The sequence below is a fragment of the Gordonia bronchialis DSM 43247 genome (genome assembly GCF_000024785.1).
In the GTDB taxonomy this organism is placed as follows: Bacteria; Actinomycetota; Actinomycetes; order Mycobacteriales; family Mycobacteriaceae; genus Gordonia; species Gordonia bronchialis.
In genome coordinates this window covers 4,688,104-4,706,239 of the sequence record NC_013441.1, presented here as the reverse complement: position 1 = coordinate 4,706,239, position 18,136 = coordinate 4,688,104, and the positions used below count along the sequence as shown (strand labels likewise).

The 18,136-nt window shown below is 68.0% G+C and carries 14 protein-coding genes, 1 pseudogene and 1 riboswitch; of the genes and pseudogenes, 9 read left to right on the top strand and 6 right to left on the bottom strand.

Annotated features, from left to right (window positions below; translation table 11 throughout):
- Positions 1–31 precede the first annotated feature (31 nt).
- Together pta and GBRO_RS21840 are read left to right on the top strand one after the other, a co-directional pair.
- Complete coding sequence (pta, locus tag GBRO_RS21845; RefSeq protein WP_012836027.1) at positions 32–2,152, top strand: phosphate acetyltransferase; 2,121 nt, start codon at positions 32–34, stop codon at positions 2,150–2,152.
- Positions 2,149–3,345, top strand: a complete 1,197-nt coding sequence (locus tag GBRO_RS21840) for an acetate kinase (RefSeq protein WP_012836026.1) — start codon at positions 2,149–2,151, stop codon at positions 3,343–3,345. The genes pta and GBRO_RS21840 overlap by 4 nt, the downstream gene beginning before the upstream one ends.
- 37 nt (positions 3,346–3,382) lie before the next feature.
- Here the strand turns inward: GBRO_RS21840 and GBRO_RS21835 are convergent, their stop codons facing one another.
- Genes GBRO_RS21835 through GBRO_RS21825 form a run of 3 tightly spaced genes read right to left on the bottom strand, consistent with a single transcriptional unit; the run spans position 3,383 to position 8,557 of the window.
- Positions 3,383–6,085 carry a serine/threonine-protein kinase gene (locus tag GBRO_RS21835; protein WP_083775645.1) on the bottom strand — a complete coding sequence of 901 codons (2,703 nt, stop codon included), beginning with the start codon at positions 6,083–6,085 and terminating at the stop codon, positions 3,383–3,385.
- A gap of 4 nt (positions 6,086–6,089) precedes the next feature.
- Entirely contained in the window at positions 6,090–7,112 is a 1,023-nt protein-coding gene (locus GBRO_RS21830; RefSeq protein ID WP_012836024.1) for a glutamate ABC transporter substrate-binding protein, read from the bottom strand.
- Entirely contained in the window at positions 7,109–8,557 is a 1,449-nt protein-coding gene (locus tag GBRO_RS21825; RefSeq protein ID WP_012836023.1) for a hypothetical protein, read from the bottom strand. The genes GBRO_RS21830 and GBRO_RS21825 overlap by 4 nt, the downstream gene beginning before the upstream one ends.
- Before the next feature lie 349 nt (positions 8,558–8,906).
- Here GBRO_RS21825 and GBRO_RS21820 point away from each other — a divergent pair, with 349 nt between their 5' ends.
- The gene (locus GBRO_RS21820; protein WP_012836022.1) at positions 8,907–9,389 is read left to right on the top strand and encodes an NUDIX hydrolase; all 483 of its coding nucleotides are present in this window, start codon (positions 8,907–8,909) and stop codon (positions 9,387–9,389) included.
- 36 nt (positions 9,390–9,425) lie between these two features.
- Here GBRO_RS21820 and GBRO_RS21815 read toward each other — a convergent pair whose 3' ends face one another.
- Both GBRO_RS21815 and thiE read right to left on the bottom strand, forming a co-directional pair.
- The gene (locus tag GBRO_RS21815) at positions 9,426–9,815 is read right to left on the bottom strand and encodes a 2-isopropylmalate synthase (protein ID WP_317629920.1); all 390 of its coding nucleotides are present in this window, start codon (positions 9,813–9,815) and stop codon (positions 9,426–9,428) included.
- A 282-nt stretch (positions 9,816–10,097) separates the two neighbouring features.
- On the bottom strand, positions 10,098–10,763 hold the full coding sequence (thiE, locus tag GBRO_RS21810) for a thiamine phosphate synthase (RefSeq protein ID WP_012836020.1): 666 nt from the start codon (positions 10,761–10,763) through the stop codon (positions 10,098–10,100).
- A gap of 48 nt (positions 10,764–10,811) precedes the next feature.
- Positions 10,812–10,916, top strand: a riboswitch (TPP riboswitch).
- On the opposite strand from thiE, the gene thiO reads away from it, so the two are divergent.
- The 6 genes and pseudogenes from thiO (at position 10,913) to GBRO_RS21780 (ending at position 17,387) form a co-directional block, all read left to right on the top strand.
- Positions 10,913–11,998, top strand: coding sequence for a glycine oxidase ThiO (thiO, locus tag GBRO_RS21805; protein ID WP_012836019.1), 1,086 nt, complete (start codon positions 10,913–10,915; stop codon positions 11,996–11,998). (Overlaps the previous riboswitch by 4 nt.)
- The gene (thiS, locus tag GBRO_RS21800; protein ID WP_012836018.1) at positions 11,998–12,195 is read left to right on the top strand and encodes a sulfur carrier protein ThiS; all 198 of its coding nucleotides are present in this window, start codon (positions 11,998–12,000) and stop codon (positions 12,193–12,195) included. The genes thiO and thiS overlap by 1 nt, the downstream gene beginning before the upstream one ends.
- Entirely contained in the window at positions 12,188–12,979 is a 792-nt protein-coding gene (gene thiG / locus GBRO_RS21795) for a thiazole synthase (protein WP_012836017.1), read from the top strand. The genes thiS and thiG overlap by 8 nt, the downstream gene beginning before the upstream one ends.
- A 56-nt stretch (positions 12,980–13,035) precedes the next feature.
- Positions 13,036–13,968 (top strand): ABC transporter ATP-binding protein, encoded by a 933-nt coding sequence (locus tag GBRO_RS21790; RefSeq protein ID WP_012836016.1) that lies wholly within the window; start codon positions 13,036–13,038, stop codon positions 13,966–13,968.
- Positions 13,965–14,696, top strand: coding sequence for an ABC transporter permease subunit (locus GBRO_RS21785; RefSeq protein WP_012836015.1), 732 nt, complete (start codon positions 13,965–13,967; stop codon positions 14,694–14,696). Before GBRO_RS21790 ends, GBRO_RS21785 begins: the two co-directional genes overlap by 4 nt.
- Before the next feature lie 96 nt (positions 14,697–14,792).
- Positions 14,793–17,387 (top strand): annotated as a pseudogene (locus tag GBRO_RS21780) (LuxR C-terminal-related transcriptional regulator).
- 52 nt (positions 17,388–17,439) lie between these two features.
- Here GBRO_RS21780 and GBRO_RS21775 read toward each other — a convergent pair.
- Positions 17,440–18,129, bottom strand: coding sequence for a phosphoribosyltransferase (locus GBRO_RS21775; RefSeq protein ID WP_012836014.1), 690 nt, complete (start codon positions 18,127–18,129; stop codon positions 17,440–17,442).
- Positions 18,130–18,136: the final 7 nt, after the last annotated feature.

Sequence of the window (18,136 nt, the reverse complement as noted above, 5' to 3'; positions counted from 1 at the left end):
TTCCCGAGGCGCGGCGCTAGGCTCTAGAACCATGGCCAGCGACACCGACGCCGACACCGCCAACGACACCCCGACCTTGCACAGCATCTACATCGCCTCCGCCGAAGGGGACACCGGAAAGTCGACGGTCGCGCTGGGCCTGCTCGCCCTGCTCACCGCCACGGGCGGACGGGTCGGTGTCTTCCGGCCCATCTCGCGGGCGGCGGCCGGCGAGCGTGACTACATCCTCGACCTCCTCATCGAGCACGACTCGGTGGACATCGACTACGACGACTGCATCGGCGTGACCTACGACCAGGTACACGAGGACCCCGAGGGCGCGATCGGCGAGATCGTCGCCCGCTTCCACGCGGTCGAGGCCCGCTGCGACCGCGTGCTGGTGATCGGATCCGACTACACCGACGTCGGCAACCCGTCGGAGTTGAGCTTCAACGCCCGCATCGCCGCCAACCTCTCGGCCCCGATCATCTTGGCGCTCAAGGCCGCCGGACGAACACCGCAGGAAGTGCACGGTCTGGCCGAGCTGCTGATGGCTGAGATCGCGGCGTCACATGCGACGACGATCGCGCTCGTCGCGAACCGGTGTGACCCCGACCAACTGGTGGTCATCGAGAAGGAACTCGAGAAGACCGGCATGCCGACGCTGTGCCTGCCCGAGGAGCCGGTCCTGTTCGCGCCGACGATGGCCGAACTGCGCGATGAACTCGGTGCCCAGATGTACAGCGGCGACGAGGAACTGCTCGACCGCGAGGCACTCAAGGTGATGGTGGGCGGGATGACCGTCGAGCACATCCTCGAGCGCCTCACCGAGGGGACCGTCGTCATCACCCCGGCAGATCGGTCCGACGTCCTGCTGGCTCTCGTCAATGCCAATACGGCACAAGGGTTTCCGCGCCTCTCCGGAATCATCCTCAACGGTGGGCTGCGGCCCCATCCGATGATCGAGGCACTGGTCCGCGGACTCAAACCCACGCTGCCGATCATCGCCTGCGAGCAGGGCACGTATGAGACAGCGCGTACGGCGGCGCACACGCGAGGACGACTCGCCAAGGGGTCGGCACGCAAGATCGAGGCCGTGCTGAACCTGGTGGAAGAGCATGTGGACCCCGAAAAGGTGCTGCAGAAACTGAATGTCGGGACGCCGACGGTCGTCACACCGCAGATGTTCGAGTACGGACTCATCGCTCGCGCCAGGTCGGCACGCAAGCACATCGTTCTTCCCGAGGGCGACGAGGATCGCGTCCTGCGGGCCGCGGGGCGGCTGGTCCGCCGCAACGTCGCCGAACTCACCCTGCTCGGCGACAACGACGCCGTGCGCGCCCGCGCAAGCGAACTCGACGTCGATCTCGACGGGGTGCACATCATCGATCCCGCGTCGTCGGAGTACCTCGACGAATTCGCTTCGCTCTACACGGAGTTGCGCAAACACAAGGGGATGGAGTTCGACCGTGCGCAGGAATTGATGCGTGACGTCTCCTACTTCGGCACGATGATGGTGCACACCGGGCGCGCCGACGGGATGGTCTCGGGCGCCGCCCACACCACCGCGCACACCATCCGCCCCGCCTTCGAGATCATCAAGACGCGCCCGGGGGTGTCCACCGTGTCCAGCGTGTTCTTCATGTGTCTGGCCGATCGTGTTCTCGCCTATGGGGATTGCGCGATCGTTCCCGATCCGACCGCCGAACAACTCGCCGACATCGCGATCAGCTCCGCGCAGACCGCCGGACAGTTCGACATCGATCCGCGGGTGGCGATGCTCTCGTACTCCACCGGCCAGTCCGGCTCCGGCGCAGACGTCGACAAGGTCCGTGTCGCAACGGATCTGGTCCGTCAGCGGGCACCCGAAGTGCTTGTGGAGGGTCCGATCCAGTACGACGCGGCGGTGGACCCGAGTGTGGCCGCCACCAAGATGCCGGATTCGGAGGTGGCCGGGCGGGCAACCGTGCTCATCTTCCCCGACCTCAACACCGGCAACAACACCTACAAGGCGGTGCAGCGCAGCGCGGGTGCCGTCGCGATCGGCCCGGTGTTGCAGGGACTCAACAAACCCATCAACGACCTGTCGCGGGGCGCCCTGGTCTCCGACATCGTCAACACGGTCGCCATCACCGCCATCCAGGCACAGCAGAACACCGGTGACGCACGATGAGCGGAACCGAAGGCGCTGTGCTCGTCCTCAACGCCGGCTCGTCGTCGCTCAAATACCAACTGGTGCATCCCGATACCGGGGATGTGCGCGCCGACGGCATCGTCGAGCGCATCGGTGAGGAACTATCCTCCATCACCCACGGGCAGGGTGACGAGGTGATCAGCGAGTCGCTGCAGATCGCCGATCATCACGCCGCGATCGAACGTGCGCTACGTTGCTTCGCCGACAACGGAACCGATCTCGCCACCGCCGGGCTGGCCGCGGTGGGACACCGGGTGGTGCACGGTGGCCGGACCTTCTATGAGCCGACGATCATCACACCCGAAGTGATCTCCGAGATCAGCCGGATCTCCACCCTAGCGCCGCTGCACAATCCGGCGAACCTGGTCGGTATCACCGCGGCCCGCACCTTTCTTCCGGAAGTGCCCTCGGTCGCCGTCTTCGACACCGCCTTCTTCCACGGCCTGCCCGACGCCGCCGCGACGTACGCCATCGACCGCGGAGTCGCCGACCTACATGCCATCCGCCGCTACGGATTTCACGGCACCAGCCACGAGTACGTGTCCCGACGCGCCGCCGAGTTCCTCGGCCGCGACGTCGAGGAGGTGAACCAGATCGTCCTCCACCTCGGCAACGGGGCGTCGGCGTCGGCGATCGAGGGCGGTCGTCCCGTCGACACGTCCATGGGTATGACTCCCCTCGAGGGGCTCGTGATGGGCACCCGCAGCGGCGACATCGATCCCGGTCTGGTGCTGCACCTGCATCGCGTCGCCAAGCTGTCCGTCGACCAGATCGACACCTTGCTCAACAAGCAGTCCGGCCTACGAGGTCTGTGTGGCGAGAACGACTTTCGCGCCATCTCCGCCAGAATCGAGCAGGGCGACGAGGCGGCCCGCCGTGCCTACGACGTCTACATCCACCGTCTTCGACGCTACGTCGGTGCCTACCTGATCACCCTCGGCCACGTCGACGCGATCTGCTTCACCGCCGGCGTCGGGGAGAACTCCGCACCCGTTCGCGCCGACGCGCTCAGTAACCTCGAGAACTACGGCATCATCGTCGACGCCGAACGAAATGCTTTGCGCAGCAGGGAATCACGTCGCATCTCCACCGACGACTCCGACGTCGACGTGCTGGTGGTCCCGACCAACGAGGAACTCGCGATCGCGCGGCAGGCCGCAGCGGTGGTGTGACTCTGCGGGGTTGCTCAACCAGTAAGTTGGCACGCGTTCAGAACAACGTATCCGGCCGAACGTAGTTCGCGAGATCGACGAGCATGAACCGGTGGTCGCGGTTGGTGCGGGTCTGTCGGGCCAGGTTGCGCAGGGACCGTTCGGTGCCGGTGCGTATGCCGTGTTCGGTGAACGGGAAGCCGAGAAGTGTGGAGGGCTCGCCGGAACCATGTGCGGCATCAGGATTCGCGTGCATCCAGCCGAGGGCGGTACCGAGGACGATGAGGACCATCCGCGCCTTGCGGGGTTCGCTGTCGGGGATTTGTTCCAGACGTCGGGCGGCTTCGACGATCTGCTCGCGCGTCACCTCCGACGGGTCCCGACCATGCACCAGCGCGATCACCGCGGTGGCACGTGCGGTGTTGAAATGCCTACTGGTGGCGGGTACTTCGTCGAGCGGCCGGATGGCACCGTCGTAGTCTCCGGCGGCCACCGAGAGCCGCGCGAGGCCGAAGGCGGCGGTCACGATGGCGTGGTCGGTGAGCCACAGGTCGTGATAGTGGTGCTGGGCGACGTCGTAGAGTTCGGTGATGCGCTGCGCCGACCCGGGCGAGTGGTCGGTCTCGTCGGACAGCCAGCGGCCGATCAGTTCGGCGGTGCCGGCGACGGCCAGCTTCGGACCGACCTCACCGGGCATGGCGCCGAGCACCTCGTCGAATCGCTCGTAGGCGAGCTCGGGTTCGTCGTTCATCAGCGCACAGATGCCCATGTACCACTGCACGCGCCACGAATTGCCGTGGTGCACCGAGATTTCCCGTAGCAGCGCGAGCGCGGTGTCCACGTCGTCGAGTTCGAGGTGGGCGCGGGCCTCGCGGAGATCGATCTCCAGCGACGGGTGTCCGTCGTTCACCCGTCGGCCGAGGATCGAGACGAATCCCTCGGCGCGGGCCGCGTTGATCGAGTCGAGGGTCTGCCGGGGATCTGACAGCGCGGCCGAGGTCAGCAGCCCCGCAGCCGGATCCAGTGGATTGACCAACGGCACCGGAAGGGCGCGGGCAATGTCCACCGGGTCGTAGAAGGCCGCTTGATCGGGATCGAAGAAGCCGTCGACCGGCGCGAGCATGAGGTCGGTGCCGAAGGTGGAGCGCTGCGGTGTGAACACCGTGGAGAGCGCGGGGCGCGGCACGCCGGTGTGTACGGCCACCGTCTCGCGCAAGACGTTGAGGACCTGGGTGCTCATCTCCTCGGCCGAGGCAAACCGCTCGGCCGGATCCGCCGCGGTAGCGCGTTGCAGCAGAAGGTAATACGACGGATTCTCGGCGAACACCGGTGTGGTCGCCGGGTCGGGCAGGCCGTCGACGTAGCGTCCTTTCCGCATCTCGATCGGCACGGTGAGCACCGCCAGGGTACGGCCGATGCTGTAGATGTCGGAGGCGATCTGGGGGCCGGTCTTCACGATCTCCGGGGCCTGGAAACCCGGTGTGCCGTAGAGATGTCCGTACCCGTTGATCGGGGAGACCGCACCGAGATCGATGAGCTTGACCTCGTCGCTGCCGACCATGATGTTGTCCGGTTTGACGTCGTTGTAGATCAGCCCGACCGAATGCAGATACCCCACTGCCAGAAGGACCTCGAGGATGTAGGCCATCGCCTGCTCCACCGAGAGCAAGCCGGTACCGCTCTGATCGGACGTGATCTGCTTGAGGGTGCGCCCGCCGATGTACTCCATCACGATGTAGCCGTAGCGTTCGCCACGCTCGCTGATGTGCTCGACGAAGTTGTAGATCTTGACGATGCCCGGATGGTTGACCGATGCCAGGAACTGACGTTCGGCGACAGCCACCCGTTGGGCCTCCGAATCCGACGAATTCAGGAGGCCTTTGAGCACGACGGGGCGGTCGGAGACGTTACGGTCGATGGCCAGATAGATCCATCCCAGCCCGCCGTGAGCGATGGCGCCGGTGATCTCGTACTGGTCGGCGACCACCGTGCCCGGTTCCAGACCGGGGACAAACGAGTAGCGGGCACCGCAGTTTGGGCAGATCCCGCTGATGTCGCCCTCGCCGGGTCCGCTGGTGCGCCCCACCGGTTTTCCGCATCGCCAGCAGGTCCGCTTGGACTCCGGGATGACGGGTTCGAGCAGGACGGCGTCCTCGGGTTCGATGTCGACGATCTTCGGCATCTCGACCAGCCCGCTACCGAGCCGACGCTCGTGGGCGGGCGGCCGACGACGCGGAACGAGGCGGCGGGTCTGCCTGCCCGAGCTCACCCCGTCGTCGAGTTGGGTGATGACCGGCCGCGACCGAATCACGTGGTCGGTGGCCGCATCGCTGACCGATTCCGTTGTGCCGGTGGTGGAATGATCGTCGGTGTCGGGTTCGTGCCGGTCGGTGGTGTCATCGCCGTGCACCTCGGTGTCCCCGTGCCGGTCGGTGTCCTCGGCGGCCAGCAGATCCTCCAGGCGTACCTGCTGGGTGCCCAGCTCGGGTACGTCGGCGTCCTCGAGGTCGGCCAGACTCACCCGCTGGGTACCCACCTCCGGCAGTGTCGAGCCGGCGGTCGCGTTCTCGTCGGAGTCCTCCTCGTCACCGAGTAGGTCGTCGAGCGACACCCGTTGTGTGCCCACATGTTCGACCTCTCCGACGACGGCCTCCTCGCTCACGGCATCACCGTCGGGGTCGACGCCTTCGGGTTCAACACCGTCAGCATCGACGACGCCGGGCGGGCGACGGTGCGGGTCGGGGCCGGGGTCGCTGGTCATCACATCAATCCCGGTAGGTCACCAGCGGTGGGCCGTAACCGCTGTCGAGGATGGACAGCCACTGGTTGTACATACGCCACCAGGTCCCGTCGGAACGAATCCGTTCAAGGACACCATTGATGAAGCGCACCATGTCATCTCGGCCCGGCGGAATCCCCACACCGTAGTACTCCTCGCCGAGGCTGGGACCCACCACCCGAACCCACGGGTCCTGCTCGGCGAGTCCGGCCAGGATGGCGTCGTCGGTGGTGACGGCGTCGACCTGCCCCTGCTGCAACAACACCAGGCAGTCGGCCCACGTGGTGGTGGTGACCATCCGCGCCTGCGGGGCGATGGACTGGATACGTCCGATGGAGGTGGCGCCACGTGCCGAGCAGACCCGCTTGCCCGCGAGTTGCGCCGGGCCGGTGATCGCGGAGTTCTGCACCGCGAGAATGCGCTGGGAAGCAACGTAATACGGGGCCGAGAAACTGATGTCGCGAAGCCGGTCGCAGGTGATGCTCATGGTCTTGACCACCACGTCCACCGCACCCGTGCGCAAGGCCTCCACGCGTTCGGCCGAACTGAGCACCCGGAACTCCACGCGTCCCGGGTCGCCGAAGATGGCGCGGGTGATCTCCCGCGAGAGATCGACGTCGAAGCCGCGGATGTCCCCGGTCATGGGATCGCGGAAGCTGAACAGGTTGGAGCCGATGTCGAGCCCGACGATCAGCCGCCCGTGCGCCACGATGTCGGCCATGGTGGTGCGCGGCGGCATGCGGCCGGGCGCCGGCATCTGGGCCGGGGGACGCAGACTGCGGGTGGCGTCGCAGTCCTCGGCGTTCGGGGGCGCCTCGACGGGCACGTCGGTCTGTACCCCCGGCGGGGTGGGTGTCACCGCGGGCGCGGTCGGCGGGGGCGAATCCGGTGCGGGGAAGCGGACGCAGCCGGTGACGAGCACACCGATGACCGCAAGCATCCCGAGGATCAGTAACCGTTGTGCGGTGACCCTGTGCGACCGTCTGTTCCGGTGAATCATCGACCTCATCGGTACTCCCGGATGCGGGGGATCAGTCCGATGACGACCGCGACGGCGGCAAAGAGGGTCAGCATCAGGATGCCGGTGCCGGTGAACCCCAGAACCCGCTGGGCGGTGTTGATGTCGTCGCGGAAGGAATCGCGCGCCGAGGTGATCGCGTTGGTCAGCGCGGCGTCGACCTGTTCGTAGCTGCGTCCCGAACTCCCGTCGGTGTCGCCGACGGTCAGTACGCGCGCCCGTCCGAAGTCGCCGGACTGGATGTAGCCGCGGACCTGGGCGTCGGTGACCTCCCACTGCTCCAGCGACGAGGACACCGCGTCGAGCTGCTCGGAACTGACCGATCGCGAGGTGTCCTTGTTCTCCCGCAGCTTGGTGACCATGGCGCTGATCTGCGCGGTGGAGTCGGCGAAGGACCGCTCCAGCCCACCCTGATCACCGCGTCGGACCAGGGCGAGCGTCTCTGCCGATCGGGCCTGCTGGGTGAGGATGCGTGCGGCGGTCAGAACACGCAACGGGTCGGCGCCGCCGGTGCGCGCGTCGGTGGTCGCGGCCACCGACATCAGGCCGGAGGCCAGCAGCCACAGCGTGCCGCCCGCGATCGCGAAGATCGCGGCGGCCACGCCGATGTTGAAACGCCGCCGGGTGCGACGAGCCAGATAACGCGACGTCAGGATCAGGGCGACGAGGACCGCGAGCAGTGCCGCGTACACCCCCCACGGAGGTCGGGTGAGACTCTGCTGCGGATCGGCAATGGCCAGCGAACGGCGTTCGTAGAGGCGTTGGGCGGCCGGCAGGATCTGATCCTGCATCATCGACGACGCCTGCCCCAGATAGGCCGACCCCACCGGTTTGCCGAGCCGGTTGTTGGTCCGCGCCGTCTCGATCAGCCCGCTGTACACCGGGATCGTGGTCGCCAGGGTCCGCAGGTCGTCGGCCACCGCCTGCTCGGACTGGTCGGGTGTGCCGTCGGGGCCCGGTTGCCCGGACGTGCCGGCCGCCAGGATCAGCGACGACGACGCGGTGGCCAGCGCATTCGCGTACCGACTCCGAAGCGCCGGGGTTTCCAGACCACCGGAGATGAACGCGGCATTGGCCGACGCGTCGGCGATGGACAGCGACGAGTACAACACCTGCGCCGCCTCGGCCAGCGGTTCGGCGCGGTCGATCATCTGCTGCAGCGTCTGGGTCCGCTTCTCCAGCACCGACGACGCGTAGAGACCCGTGGTCACACAGGCCGCGCCGATCACGAGCATGATGATGACGAGCTTGCCCGGGCTGGTCACCGCGTAGTGCCGGAGCGTCGCGAATGGTGATTGCGCCCGCTCCCGAGCCGAGGCCATGAGTTCCCGACGATCTGCGAGGACCTGGCGCATCGGCGGTGAGGACTGCCCGGGCCGTATCGTCCGCCCGGCGCGGGTGAGTACGGTCCGCATCGGGGACGCGTCGCCGGTCACCTCAGGATCCCTTCTCAGTGCTGGATCGTTCTCCGCCTCATCGCTGGTTCACCGCCGCCGGCATTCGCCGCCGTGGACATTCTGTGATCGAAAGCCGTCACCTACTGCTTGTCGCTCGGGAGCCCGTGCTCGTTTCAGGCCGTGTGGTCAAGCCTAGGCCATCGGGGGTGGACCCGACCGGATACGACGCGGCGTCGACTTGCAAGTGAACAACCGCTTGCGCGGGGCGTCGAATCGACGGGTGTGGGTATTTCGTCACCTGGCGGCCGTAGTCCGGCTCACATACGGTGGAGGTGCCCGGTCTGGGTCACGGCAGGTGGCGACGAGCAGACGGGCTCGAGGAGGCAGGGTGCGCGGGGACGGCGACGGCTGGGTCATCGACAGGGACGGCTCACGATATTGGGGTGTCAACGGCGCGGCCGGACTGCTGCTGCGGGCACCCCTCGACGGCGGATCGACGGGAATCCTGTTGCAGCACCGCGCGGTGTGGTCGCATCAGGGCGGAACCTGGGGTTTGCCCGGCGGCGCACGCGATTCGCACGAGAGTGCCATCGACACCGCGGTCCGTGAAGCCGGTGAGGAAGCCGGCATCCGCGGCGATCAGCTCACGGTGGTCGCCGCGCTCGTCACCCACGAGACGCCCAGCGGCTGGACCTACACCACCGTCATCGCCGACGTCGAGGAGCCGGTCCGCACCATCGCCAACGGGGAGTCCGCCGAGCTGCGCTGGGTCAACCAGTGCCTCGTCGACGAGCTGCCTCTGCACCCTGGTTTCGCGCTCGCCTGGCCGGGGTTGCGTGAACGGATGGCCGCGTTCGACCTGCAGCGCTGAGTTCGGCCCGGACGGAGTTGTTTCCCCGACCCGGTGTCAGGCCGACGCGAGCATGAGCCGGTTGGCTCCGGCGATCAGCGCGTTGACGTTCGCCTCGTCGCAGGTGGCGCCCTCGCCCAGCGCCCACACCTGACGCTCGTCCCGTTCGCACAGCATGTACGCGGTGATCTGGCCGTCGTGGACGCGCTGATGGGACCGGACGATGGAGATCGGTGCCCCGATCTCGTGCAGCATCGACGTCATCGCACCGACCGGGCCGGCGGCCACCGCAGACAGTGACGTGATCCGATCGTCGAAGGCGAAGGTTGCCCGGCATTCGACGAGGTCGTGGCGGGTGGATGTCACCGACCAGGAACCGAGTTTGATGGTGCCCGACGGGGCGAAGTGGTCGGCGAGTTCTCGTGCGGTCATTCCGGTGGCGGTCATGGCCAAGGCCTCCTCACGCATACCTCGGGGAAGCGCCGAGCCGAACCGTCGGGCGGACGGAACGTGCTCGTCACACGAACAGAATTGCGGAGAGAAATGAAGAGTGTGCATCTCGTGTACTGATTTCGGTCGAAGTCGAGATGACCGACGAGAACGCGACGACCCCGCAGCGGGGGGTCGGTCAGATTCAGACCCCGCTGCGGCGGGTTACGAGCGCGTTCTTGACGTACAGCATGCTGTCGAGATTAGACCTCGGGTTCCGCGTGCGGCAACCGGGTTGTCTCAACTGGCAGCCGACCGCAGTTCCCGCGCCGCCGCCGTCGGATCGTCGGCAGCGGTGATGGCACGCACCACGACGATCCGCTCCGCACCGGCGTCGGTCACCTCGGGTAGTCGGACGGCGTCGATGCCGCCGATCGCGAACCACGGTTTGCTCGGCCGCGATGCCGCGACGGACCGCACCAGATCCAGGCCGGCGGCTTGGCGTCCGGGTTTGGTGGGCGTCGTCCAGCAGGGTCCGACGCAGAAGTAGTCGACGTCGTCGTCGGCGATGGCGGCGGCCGCCTGATCCGCGTCGTGCGTGGACTGACCGATGACCATCTCGGGTCCGACGATGCGGCGCGCCACCGACGGCGGAAGATCGCCCTGCCCCACGTGCAGGACGTCGGCGCCGGCGAGGCGGGCGATGTCGGCGCGGTCGTTGACCGAGAGCAGCGCATTCTGCGCGGATGTCACCGCACGCAGCCGGGCGAGGATCTCGAGTTCTTCGCGGGCCTCGAGAACACCGAAGCGCTGCTCACCGGCCGATCCCTTGTCCCGAAGCTGCACGATGTCCACACCGCCGGCTAGCGCCGCCGCGACGAAGTCGACGAGGTCGCCGCGCTCGCGCCGGGCGTCGGTGCACAGGTAGAGGGCCGCCGAATCCAGGCATCGTCGCGCAGTGGTCACCGCGCCACGCTACCGCGACCCGAGGCGGATACCGGGCCGCGTAGGCTCGGGGGAGTACACGGGAGCCCGACCGGGCTGAGAGTGCGGCGAAGCCGCAGACCGTCTGACCTGATCCGGGTAATGCCGGCGAAGGAAGGTGATGTGACGTGATGGTGTCCGCAGGGTCGGGGCGGGGCACGCTGGCGGTCATCGGCGGTGGCGTCATCGGACTGACGTGCGCGTTGGCCGCGGCCGACGCCGGCTGGCGCGTACGCGTCTTCGACGCCGGGCCGGCCGAGCGTGCCTCACAGGTGGCCGGTGGCATGCTGGGGTCCCTCGGCGAGGGACACCCCGGGGAGGACCGGCTGCTGGCGTTGTCCGTGGACTCGGTCAAACGCTGGCCGGCCCTCGTCGACCGCCTCGGCGATCCGTCGATCGTCACCGCGACCGACTCGCTGTTCGTGGCCTCCACCGCCGCCGACGCCGAACGCCTCGATCACCTCGCGCGCTTCGTCTGGGCGCAGCAGCCGTCGGCCGGTGCGACGCTGAATCATGTGTCGGCCCGCGACATCCGGGCCATGGAACCCATGCTCGGAACCCGGTTGGTGGGCGGCTATCGCGCCGAAGGTGAATGGGCACTGGACAATCGGCGCCTGTTGACGCAATTGCGCCGTGCCGGTGGTGAACTCGGGGTCGAGTACCTCGACACCCGCGTCGCGACCCGCGCCGAACTACCCGACGATCAGGTGGTTCTCGCAGCCGGGCTGGGTACCAACGCGCTGTGGCCGGCCGCCGATCTGTACGGGGCCAAGGGAGAGGTGCTGCGGTTGCATCGGACCCGGTGGTCGGTGCCGCCGCCACGGCACGTGGTGCGCGCCGTGGTCGGCGGCCGCAACGTCTATCTGGTGCCCCGTGCCGACGGAATCGTGGTTGGCGCAACACAATACGAACCGCAGTCGGGGAACGGAACGGTCCCGGAGGTGGGTGGCGTCGCCGACCTGCTGGCCGACGCCATCGAGGTGATGCCGGGGCTGCGGACCTATGAGCTCGTCGAGGCGGGCGCCGGGCTGCGGCCCTGCACGCCGGACGCTTTGCCGATCATCAGCCGCGTCGACGACCGGACGGTGATCGCCACCGGCCACGGCCGCAACGGGATCGTCCTGGCGCCGGTGACCGCCGACGCCGTGGTGAGGCTTCTCGACGACGCCGGCGCAGATGCCGCCGCGGGTATCGCGGCAGAAGTAGGAGGACGATGATGACGATCACGCTCAACGGTGAGCCGACCGCGCTCTCCCCGGCAGAGTCGGTGGCCGGGTTGCTGCGTCGGCTCGGACTGCCCGATCGTGGGGTCGCCGTTGCTGTGGACGGTGCCGTGGTCCCGAAAGGTGCTTGGGCACAACCGATTCCCGATGGCGCCTCGGTGGAGGTCGTGACGGCGGTGCAGGGTGGATAACGCACACGACCCGTTGCGTATCGCCGGCCGCGACTTCACCTCGCGCCTGGTCACCGGTACCGGTGGGGCCACCAATCTCGCCGTCCTCGAAGACGCGTTGCGGGCGTCGGGAACCGAACTGACCACGGTGGCGGTCCGGCGCGTGGACGCGGCGTCGGGTACCGGGGTCCTCGATCTGCTGCGACGGCTCGGCATCGCGCCGCTGCCCAACACCGCCGGCTGCCACACCACCGCCGAGGCGGTCCTGACCGCGCAACTGGCTCGGGAGGCGATGGAGACCGACTGGGTGAAACTGGAGGTGGTGGCCGATGACCGCACGCTGCTGCCCGATCCCATCGAGCTCGTCGACGCCGCGTCGGCCCTCGTCCGCGACGGTTTCACCGTGCTGGTCTACAGCAACGACGACCCCACGCTGGCGGCCCGGCTCGAGGACGTCGGCGTGGCCGCGGTGATGCCCCTCGGCTCGCCGATCGGCACCGGACTCGGGATTCTCAACCCGCACAACATCGAGATGATCGTCGCCCGGGCGCAGGTCCCGGTGATCCTCGACGCCGGTATCGGCACCGCGAGTGACGCCGCGCTGGCCATGGAACTCGGCTGCGACGGCGTGCTGCTGGCCTCGGCGGTCACCCGCGCCGACGATCCCGCCCGGATGGCCTCAGCGATGCGGCACGCGGTGATCGCCGGACGTCTGGCCGCCGGCGCGGGACGTATCCCGAAGCGGTTCTGGGCGCATGCCTCGTCGCCCGACCGCGACGTCAGTGTCGTCTCTCAAGGATCGTGACGTGCCGATTCGCTGCCGTGTAGTAGTCCTCGGGGCGGGGCCGCTATGGTCGTGGGGTGCTGCGAGTCCAGAACCTCACCAAGGAGTTCGGCGACAAACGGGCGGTCGACGACCTCACCTTCGACGTCGAGCCGGGCCGGGTAACGGGCTTCCTGGGCCCCAACGGTGCCGGCAAGTCCACCACGATGCGCATGATGCTCGACCTCGATCGCCCCACCGCGGGTTCGGTCAGCATCCATGGGCAGCGCTACCGCGATCTGGAGAATCCGATCCGGCAGGTCGGCGCACTGCTCGACGCCAAATGGGTCCATCCCAACCGCAGCGCCCGATCGCATCTGCGGTGGCTGGCCGCGAGCAACAACATCCCGGTGAGCCGCGTCGACGAGGTCATCGAGATCGTCGGACTCGGTTCGGTCGCGGGTAAACGGGCCGGTGGGTTCTCGCTCGGCATGTCGCAGCGTCTCGGGCTGGCCGGCGCACTGCTCGGTGACCCACACACCCTGCTCTTCGACGAGCCCGTCAACGGACTCGACCCCGAGGGCATCGTCTGGATCCGCGGCTTCATGCGCCGGCTCGCCGACGAGGGGCGGACCGTCTTCGTCTCCAGTCACCTGCTGGCCGAGATGTCTTTGACCGCAGACCATCTCGTCGTCATCGGTCGCGGCCGGCTGATCGCGGATTGTTCGGTGAGTGAGTTCACCGGCCGCGCCACCACATCGGCGCGGGTACGCGGACCGCAGCTCGAACAACTCCACGTCGCCCTCGCCGACGCCGGGTTCTCGCCGGCGCCCGGCCCCAACGACGCCAAGGGTCGCCCGGTGATGCTGGTCCCCGACGCCACCACCGACCAGGTGGGTGACATCGCGGCGGCCGCCGGGGTGGTGCTGCACGAACTCGCCGAGGAAACGGCATCACTCGAGGAGGTTTTCATGCAGGTCACCGCCGACGCGGTGGAGTACCAGGGCGGCGGAGCAGGGGGACCGGCATGATCGCGACCATCAACGCCGAGCGGATCAAACTCACCTCCACGCGATCGCCGTACTGGTGTGTGGGGATCGTGGTGCTGCTCGCCCTGGGTCTGGCAGCGCTGCTGTCGTCCGGGGGTGGCTCGCTACCCGTCGACAACGCCGCCTACTTCTTCCTCTACGGGCTCAACCAGTTCGGTGTGGCGGTCCTGACCATCATGGCCATCCTGGGCATCACCACCGAATATCGCTTCGGCACCATCCGGTCATCGTTCGCGGCCACGCCGCGGCGCTGGCGGGTGCTGGCTGCCAAGGGTGCCGTGTTCGGCGGTGTGGGATTCGTTGTCGCCCTGATCCTCACGGTCATCGGACTGCTCATCGCACAGGGGATCTGGGTCGACGGCGTGGACTGGGGTACCTCGGACACCATCCGCCAGATCTGGGGGACCCCGGTCTTCGTCGCCTGCTCGATGCTCATCGGGATCGCCGTCGGTGCACTCATCCGGCAGACCGCCGGGGCCGTGACCATCATGTTGGTGTGGATGCTGCTGCTGGAGAACCTGATCACCATCATCCCGAAGGTCGGCGAGCACGTGCAGCCGTTCCTGCCGTTCACCAACGGCTGGCGATTCCTGTCGGGCGGCGGCGGTGATTTCCACTGGAACATCTACGGTTCGTTGATCTACTTCGTGGTTTTCACCGCAGTGCTGTTCGGGGCGGCGATCGCCGCCGTCAACGCCCGCGACGCCTGATCATCACCGGGCGGCGACACCGCTGCGTGGGCCTTTCGGTCACACTTGACTCCTCTGGGTGTTCGGGCACCCCCGATGAGTCTAAAATCTCCTCTTATGTCCGGGAATTGGCCGCTGGTGGAGCGCGAGCGTGAGTTCCGCACCATCCAGGCCGCCCTACGCGGTGAGACCACCGGGTGCGGGGTGGTCCTGACGGGCGACTCCGGCGTCGGCAAAACCACCCTTGCGCGACACGTCACCGCCGGGTTGCACACCGGCGTGCGGTGGGTCGCCGGCACCGAGTCGGCACGCTCCATCCCGCTCGGGGTCTTCGCCCACCTGGTCGGGCCGTCGACATCCAGTGACCCGGTGACCTACCTCGCCGCCGCCCGCGAATCCCTGTTGTCGGCCGGTGACGTGGTGATCGGCGTCGACGACGCGCATCTGCTCGACGAGCTGTCGGCGACGCTGCTGCACCAACTCGCGATCGACCGGGCCGTACACATCGTCGCCACCGTTCGCAGCGGCGAGGCGGTCCCGGACGCGGTGACCTCACTCTGGAAGGACAACCACCTCACCCGGATCACGTTGTCGCCGTTCACCAAAGACCAGAGCGTCGACCTCATCGAATCCGTTCTCGGCGGTCAGCTCGAGGAGCACTCGGCCAATCTGATGTGGGAGGCCTCCGGCGGTAACGCACTGTTCCTGCGGCACCTCGTCGAGGGCGCCCGGCAGGCCAACACGCTGCGTCAGGTCAAGGGGGTCTGGCAATTACGCGGGCGAGCGGCGATCACCTCTGAGCTGGCGTCGCTGCTGGAGGGCCGGATCGAGCAGCTCGACGACTCGGTCCTGACCGCCCTGAAGTACCTCAGCCTGTGTGAACCGCTCGACATCGACGTGCTCGCCGAACTCGCCGGTGAAGAAGCCGTCGAAGAAGCCGAGATCGCCGGCCTGGTACGCATCGTCCGCGATGGCCGGCAGCTCAACGTCGGCTTCCATCATCCGCTCTTCGGCTAGGTCATCCGGCGGCGACTCGGCATCGTCTCCTCGCGGCGGCTGCGCGGGCAGTTGGTCAATGCGCTGCGGTCGCGTCCGCAGTCGACACCCGCCCAGCGCATCCGGCTGGCCGATCTCGCCATCGAGAGCGACGTCGACCTCGACCTGGGTCTGCTGGGCGCCGCCGCGCGGGACGCGATGAATCTGGCGCAGATCCCGATGGGTGAACGGTTTGCCCGCGCCGCACTCGCCGAAGGTGGTGGTCTCGACGAGGCGGAGTTGCTGGCCCGCGCATTGATGTGGCAGGGCCATCCGGACGAGGCCGAGGAGATCCTGAGCCGGTTCTCGCCCGATGACTTCGACGAAGGACAGATCCTGCGGTGGGGTTTGCTGCGGGTAGGCAACATGTTCTGGGCGGTGGGTGACGCCCAGCGCGCGCAGACCTACCTGGAACTGGTCCGCGAGCGGGTGACCACTCCGGTGCTGATCCCGATCGTCACGGGCATCGCGTCGGCGTGCGCGCTGTTCGAGAATCGCCTCGACGACGCGATCGCACTGTCCGACGAGGTGTTCGCCGACGAGCGGCCGCTGCCGTGGGCGATCGAGTGGGCTGTGTTCGGCGGCAGCCTATCCCGCGCACTGAGCGGACGAGGCGGCGAGGTGGAAGCCATCGCGAACCGCGGGCGCAGCGTCGAGGTCGACGGTATGCTTCGCTTCCCGACGGCCTTCGGTGAGATGCTCGCCCTGACTCTGGCCGGCCGGCTCGACGACGGTGATCAGGCCGTCCAGCGCTACGTCGACTTCGCCAACACCGCCCAGTACCTCGGCTGGGCGATGTCGGAGATCCTGGTGGCCGCCGTCGAATTGTCCAGGGGGGCTTGCGCATCCGTGGTGCGTCGGATGGAGCAGGCGCTCGCCATCCTGGACGGGGAGAATTTCTCGCTCTCCTGGAACTATCCGGCCCACATCTATCTGGTGCAGGCGCTCAGTGCGCTGGGGCAGGTGGACAAGGCCGAGTCCGCGCTGCGCAAGGCCCGCGCGAAGTACGGCCGCAACGTGGCGGTGTTCGGTCCGATGCTGGCGGTGGCCGAGTCCTGGCAGTCGGCGGCGGCCGGCACCATCAGCAACGCAGTCGAACTCGCGCACGCCGCCGCGGCGAAGGCGCGCGACTCGGGGCAGATCGCCATCGAGGCGGAGGCGCTGCACAGCGCGGCCCGTTTCGGTGACGCCACCGTCGGTGACCGCCTCGCTGAGATCGCCGCGACCGTCGACGGCCCCCTCGTGCGTGAGTACGCCCGCCACGCCGCCGCGCTCGCTGCCGGCGATGCCATCGAATTGGACCTCTGCGCAGTCGATTTCGAAAAGCTGGGTGTACGCCTGTCGGCGGCGGACGCGGCCGCTCAGGCAAGTGAGCTGCACGACGCCGAATCCAATCGGTCGGCGACGGTGGCGTCGGCTGCGGTAGCCAACCGCCTCGCCGCCGAATGCGGTGGGCTGCGCACCCCGGCCCTGGTCGAAGCCGCCCGCCCGCTGCCGCTGACATCTCGCGAACGAGAGATTGCCAACCTCGTCGCGGCCGGCCTGTCCAACAAGGAGATCGCACAGCGACTCACGGTCTCCGTCCGCACCGTCGAGGGCCACATCTACCGCGCCTGCACCAAACTCGACATCACCGACCGTTCGGAGATCGCCGCGCTGCTCCTCAAGGACGGCTGAAACCTTCGCGGAGAAGGCGGGGATGGCGGCTCGATCAGCAGCTGGGTGTGGCTCAACCATCAGCCGGTGGCCGGTGCCCGAGCGCCGCCACCACCTCCTCGTCACTCACCTGCCGGAAGTCCGAATACGACTGGCCGACAGCATGAAACGGCGACGGCATGACGACGACGATCACCTCGTCGGCGCCCACCGCACGCATGGCGTCGGTGGCGTCGGCCGGGGCGGTGGGGACCGCGACAAGCACTCTCGACGCCGACCAGGCGCGCACCGCGTGAATCGCGACCGACATCGAGGACCCGGTCGCCAGCCCGTCGTCGACGAGGATCACCACCCGGCCGGTGACCGAGAGGGGTTCGCGCCCAGCCCGATAGAGCGCAAGTCTCTCGTCGAGGATGCGGCGTTCGTGGGCGACGGCGTCGTCGAACTGGTCGGGCCCGACACCGAGTCGGCGGGGGACGTCGTCGTTGATCACCACGTGCCCGCCGTGGGTGATGGCACCCATCGCGAACTCGGAATGCCCGGGGGCGCCGATCTTGCGGACCACCAGCGTGTCGAGGTCGGCGCCCAGGGCGTCGGCCACCTCACGGGCCACCGGCACCCCGCCGCGTGCCAGCCCGAGTACGACGACGTCACGCGTATCGGGCACCACGTCGGAGACCAGCCGGCCCAGATGCCGCCCGGCCGCCCGCCGGTCGGCGAAAACATGATCCGACGGCAGACGGTGCGGCTCCGAATGTGGCATGGCTGCA

Coding starts and splice junctions, on each gene's coding strand:
- pta (WP_012836027.1), top strand. CDS start 32: ATGGCCAGCGACACCGACGCCGACACCGCCAACGACACCCCGACCTTG.
- GBRO_RS21840 (WP_012836026.1), top strand. CDS start 2,149: ATGAGCGGAACCGAAGGCGCTGTGCTCGTCCTCAACGCCGGCTCGTCG.
- GBRO_RS21835 (WP_083775645.1), bottom strand. CDS start 6,085: ATGACCAGCGACCCCGGCCCCGACCCGCACCGTCGCCCGCCCGGCGTC.
- GBRO_RS21830 (WP_012836024.1), bottom strand. CDS start 7,112: ATGAGGTCGATGATTCACCGGAACAGACGGTCGCACAGGGTCACCGCA.
- GBRO_RS21815 (WP_317629920.1), bottom strand. CDS start 9,815: ATGACCGCCACCGGAATGACCGCACGAGAACTCGCCGACCACTTCGCC.
- thiO (WP_012836019.1), top strand. CDS start 10,913: ATGGTGTCCGCAGGGTCGGGGCGGGGCACGCTGGCGGTCATCGGCGGT.
- thiS (WP_012836018.1), top strand. CDS start 11,998: ATGACGATCACGCTCAACGGTGAGCCGACCGCGCTCTCCCCGGCAGAG.
- GBRO_RS21785 (WP_012836015.1), top strand. CDS start 13,965: ATGATCGCGACCATCAACGCCGAGCGGATCAAACTCACCTCCACGCGA.
- GBRO_RS21775 (WP_012836014.1), bottom strand. CDS start 18,129: ATGCCACATTCGGAGCCGCACCGTCTGCCGTCGGATCATGTTTTCGCC.